Source organism: Mycobacterium sp. (genome assembly GCF_040398885.1).
In the GTDB taxonomy this organism is placed as follows: Bacteria; Actinomycetota; Actinomycetes; order Mycobacteriales; family Mycobacteriaceae; genus Mycobacterium.
This window is the reverse complement of the sequence record NZ_JBBATF010000206.1, coordinates 1-4,241: the sequence shown is the minus strand read 5'-3', so window position 1 is coordinate 4,241 and position 4,241 is coordinate 1. Positions and strand designations below refer to the sequence as shown.

Sequence of the window (4,241 nt, the reverse complement as noted above, 5' to 3'; positions counted from 1 at the left end):
CCATGTGCTTGTCGCGCATGTTCCACGACGTCACCCGGCCGCCGAACATGCCCCGGTAGTAGGCCTCGGCGTTGCGCACCGTCACCGCGTTCTGCCTGGCGTAGAACAACTCGTCGTAGGCCAGTTCGCCGTCCCGGCGCAGATAGTCGCCGGCGTTGCGCTGCATCTCGACGAGTTGTTCGACGGCCTGCCGCTCGCAACTCGGGCCGGCGCCGAACGCGGCCGCGTAACCGTAGGCCTGCCCGTCGTTGCCGTCGGAGTGGTCGAAGCAGGCGTAGCGCGCCCGGGCGCGGGCGGCCGCCGCCGGGTCCACCGAATCCAGGTAGCCGATCACCTCCTGCATCGAGCGATGCAGGCTGTACAGGTCCAGCCCGTAGAAACCGGTCTGCCGCCGGCCGTCGGCCGCGCAACGGCCGTTGTGCCAGCGCAGCCAGCCGACGAAGTCCCGCACCACGGTGTTGCGCCACATCCACCCCGGGAACCGTTCGAATCCGCGCAGCGCCTCCTCGGGCGTGCCGTCCTCACCCAGCCCACGGACGTACCGGTTCACCCGGTAGGCGTCGGGCCAATCCGCCTCGGCGGCAACGCCGTTGAAGCCCTTCTCCTCGATGAGCCACTTGGTGATCTCGGCCCGGGCGTCGTAGAACTCGTGGGTGCCGTGCGAGCTCTCGCCGATCAGCACCACGCGGGCGTCGCCGATCAGTTCCTCCAGAACCTCCCGGGGCGGCATCCCGCCCGGCGCGTCGATCGCGGCGTCGCGGATCAGCTCCGCCGGTGTCGGGCCCGCCACCGCCGGGGCGGGCCCGGTGGTGGGTGCGGCGAGGAGTTCACGCACCTCCGCGTCGGTCACCTGGGTGAAGTCCCAGAACGACTCGCCCACCGCGAGGAACGGCGTCGGCATCGAGGCGCACACCACATCCTCGACGATCCCGGCGAACTCGCGGCAGGTGGACTCCGGCGCCGCGGGCACGGCGACGACGATCTCGGCGGGCTGGGAGTCGCGCAACGCCTGCACGGCCGCCATCATCGACGACCCGGTGGCCAGGCCGTCGTCGACCAGGATCACCGTCTTGCCGGTGACCTCCAGCGGGGGACGGTCGCCGCGGTAGGCGGCCTCCCGGCGGATCAGTTCGCGCGCCTCCCGTTCGGCGACCTCGCGCAACTGCTCCGGGGTGATCCGCAGGCCGCGCAGCACGTCGTCGTTGACCACCACCCGGCCGCCGCTGGCCAGCGCGCCGACCGCGAACTCCGGGTGGCCGGGCGCGCCGAGCTTGCGGACGATGAACGCATCCAGCGGCGCGCGCAGCGAGCGGGCCACCTCGTAGGCGACCGGCAGGCCGCCGCGGGCCAGGCCGAGCACCACCACGCCGGGTTTGTCGCGGTAGGCCCCCAGCATGCCGGCCAGAACCCGACCGGCCTCGTGGCGGTCCCGGAACACCCGACGGGGCTGCTGTCGGTGAATGCCGGTGGTGCGCGTCATGATCCCTCCCCAAGCGTCCGGCCCCCGCCTCACTCCATCGGACCATTCCTCGCCGCCGGCCGGAAGGGACCGAAGTCCTCAGCGACCGAAGTCCTCAGCGGTGTAAGACTGGCGGTATGTGGAAGATGGCTGGGAGTGCGATTGCCGGGGCGGGGTTGGTGGCCGCCCGGCGCTATTACCGGAACTGGGGCACCACCAAGGAGGAATGCGAGACGCCGCTGCCCGGCGACGAGTTGGTGGGCGAACCGGCGGTGCAGACCACCGAGGGCATCTGGATCGAGGCCCCGGCCGCCGAGGTGTGGCCGTGGCTGGTGCAGATGGGCCACGACCGCGCCGGGATGTACAGCTACGAGAAGCTGGAGAACCTGGCCGGGATCAAGCACCGCAACGCCGACCGGATCCACCCGGAGTGGCAGAACCTGGCGGTCGGGGACACCGTCCGGCTCATTCCGCGGGGCTGGATGGGCCTGCGGGACGGGGTGGCCCTGCCGGTGGTGCAGCTGGTCGCGGGACAGTCGATCGTGCTGCGGATGCAGCCGCCGGAACTGCCGGTCGACGCGGTGTGGTCGTTCCACCTGATGTCCCGCTGGGAGGACCGCTGCCGGTTGCTGGTGCGCACCCGGTCCCGCTCCGGGGCGACCGGTGCGGCCATCGGCGCCGAGGCCGTCGGGCCGGTGATGGCGTTGATGACGCGCGGGATGCTGCTGGGCGTCAAACGCCGGGTGGAGCAACCTTAGGCGAAGGTCAGCACGTCCGCCGGCGGCCGCCGCGGCGTGGCCGGCGGCTGGTCGGCCGGCGCGGGCGCCTGCCCGATCCGGATGAGCACCTGAGGGTCGCCGGGCCCGCCGGTCAGCGCCCGGACGATGCCGCGGCCCGCCTCCAGTTCGACGAGGTGGGTCAGCGTGCAGGTGGCCAGGCCGGCCACGGTGGCCTCGAGCAGCAAGCCGGACAACGTCTCTCCGCACCGCAGTGCCTCCCGGCGGCCGTCGCCGTCGGTGGACAGCACGACGATCACCGAGCGGTCGCACCCGACCTCGGGGCGGCGGTCGGAGTGCGCGTCCGACGGGAAAGCCCGCCCGACGTCGACCCGGTTGCCTTCGGAGGCCGATGCCAGCGCGCTGCGGGGGATGCCGTCGACGGTCTCCGAAGGGCCGGTCCACCAACGTAATTCGGCGTGGTAGGAGTTGTCGTAGCGGCGCAGCGACTCGGTCAGCCGGGAGGCCCGCGCCAGCTCGGGCCGCACCGGGTCGGGCAGCACGTACAGCGTCGCGCTGTCCGGGTCGACGGTGCCGCGCAACAGCGGTTCGATGATCTCCCAGCCCGGCGGCGCGGCGAACGGCAGCCGGTCGGTGCGCCGGGCCGCGATCGCGCCGGCCAGGGCCCGGTCGGCTTCGCCGACCATCTCCGTCCGGCGGAAGTCGAGGGTGGCCAGATGGTCGAGGTCGTTGGGATTGGGGAAGCGGGCGACATGGGCCCGCCACCCGGCCGCCGCCGCGGCGACCCTGATGTGGTCCAGCAGCGCGCCGCAGCTGATGATGGACTCCCGGCCGGACAGGTCGGTGGCATGCGGGATCCGGTGCGGCTCCAGGAACAACCTCAGCCGACCCGCTTCGGCCACCAGCCGCCACGGCTGGCTGTTGTGCACCGAGGGCGCCCGGCAGGCCAACCGCACCACCTCGCCCAGCACCTGCGCGTCCATCGCCGCCCCGGTCATACCGCCGCCCCCTGAGCCTGCCCCGCCCCTTTCCACCATAGGCCCGGGGCTTTGTACCCTCGCGCTGACGGGCCCGGCGGGGGAGGATCGAGACGCCACCGACTTCCTCGAGGGGATCGCCCGTGTACGTCGAAGACATCGCCGACCTGGGTATGGCCGACGCCGAGGAGGCCGGCGGCAAGGGCGCCAACATGGGCGAGATGGTGGCGGCCGGACTTCCCGTCCCGCCGGGCTTCGTGGTGCTGCGGGACGGCTACCTGACGTCGATGAACAGTGCCGGTGTCGCCGGCGAACTCAACGCCGCCCACCGGGAGGCCATGCTGCACGCCGGTGACCCGGAACGCTTCGACGAGATGTGCGCCAGGATGAAGGCGTTGGTGATGCGGGCCGGGATGGCGCCGGAGGTCCGCGACCGGATCCTGGCCGCCTACCGGGCGATGGGGTCGAATCCCTTTGTGGCGGTGCGGTCCTCGGCCACCGGGGAGGACGGCGCCGACGCCTCCTTCGCCGGGATGAACGAGACCTACACCAACATCAGGGGCGAGGCCGACCTGATCGATGCGGTGCAGCGGTGCTGGGCATCGCTGTTCGGGCCCCGGGTGGTGGCCTATCGGGCCGGTCGCGGTCTGCACGCCGACCCCGCGATGGCGGTGTTGGTGCAACTGATGATTCCCTCCGAGCGCTCCGGGGTCGCGTTCACCGCCGACCCCACCACCGACGCCACCGACCGGGTGGTCGTCGAGGGCGCGTTCGGGCAGGGCGAGGTGGTGGTCTCCGGGTCCGTCGAGCCCGACACCTATGTGGTGGCCAAGGGCAACGGTGAGATCCTCTCCCGCCGAACCGGTTACAAGTCTTTCAAGATCGTCCGCGGGGCCGACGGCGGGGATCAGCGCGTCGAGCTAGACGACACCCAGGCCCAGGCCCGGGTCTTGAGCGACGACGAGGTCCGTGAGATCGCCGATATCGCCGTCCGCAGCGAACGGCACGCCGGCTGCCCGCAGGACACCGAGTGGGCGATCGCCGACGGCAGGACCTACATCGTCCAGA

The 4,241-nt window shown here is 72.1% G+C and carries 4 protein-coding genes; 2 read left to right on the top strand and 2 right to left on the bottom strand.

Going from position 1 to position 4,241, the window contains the following annotated elements:
- Positions 1-1,480: erythromycin esterase family protein (locus ADBZ5U_RS14715; RefSeq protein WP_526811421.1), on the bottom strand; the 1,480-nt coding region annotated here is incomplete at its 3' end.
- A gap of 116 nt (positions 1,481-1,596) precedes the next feature.
- Between ADBZ5U_RS14715 and ADBZ5U_RS14710 the strand changes: the two genes are divergently transcribed.
- Positions 1,597-2,217 (top strand): SRPBCC family protein, encoded by a 621-nt coding sequence (locus ADBZ5U_RS14710; protein ID WP_526811419.1) that lies wholly within the window; start codon positions 1,597-1,599, stop codon positions 2,215-2,217.
- On the opposite strand, the gene ADBZ5U_RS14705 is transcribed toward ADBZ5U_RS14710, so the two are convergent.
- Entirely contained in the window at positions 2,214-3,194 is a 981-nt protein-coding gene (locus ADBZ5U_RS14705) for an Acg family FMN-binding oxidoreductase (protein ID WP_526811417.1), read from the bottom strand. The two genes, ADBZ5U_RS14710 and ADBZ5U_RS14705, sit on opposite strands and share 4 nt — an antisense overlap.
- Positions 3,195-3,346: 152 nt before the next feature.
- Between ADBZ5U_RS14705 and ADBZ5U_RS14700 the strand changes: the two genes are divergently transcribed.
- The coding region (locus tag ADBZ5U_RS14700; RefSeq protein WP_526811422.1) for a PEP/pyruvate-binding domain-containing protein at positions 3,347-4,241 on the top strand (895 nt) is incomplete at its 3' end.

What these genes read in the sequence shown, in the direction of transcription:
- ADBZ5U_RS14705 (WP_526811417.1), bottom strand. Translation starts at nt 3,194, where the DNA reads ATGACCGGGGCGGCGATGGACGCGCAGGTGCTGGGCGAGGTGGTGCGG.
- ADBZ5U_RS14710 (WP_526811419.1), top strand. Translation starts at nt 1,597, where the DNA reads ATGTGGAAGATGGCTGGGAGTGCGATTGCCGGGGCGGGGTTGGTGGCC.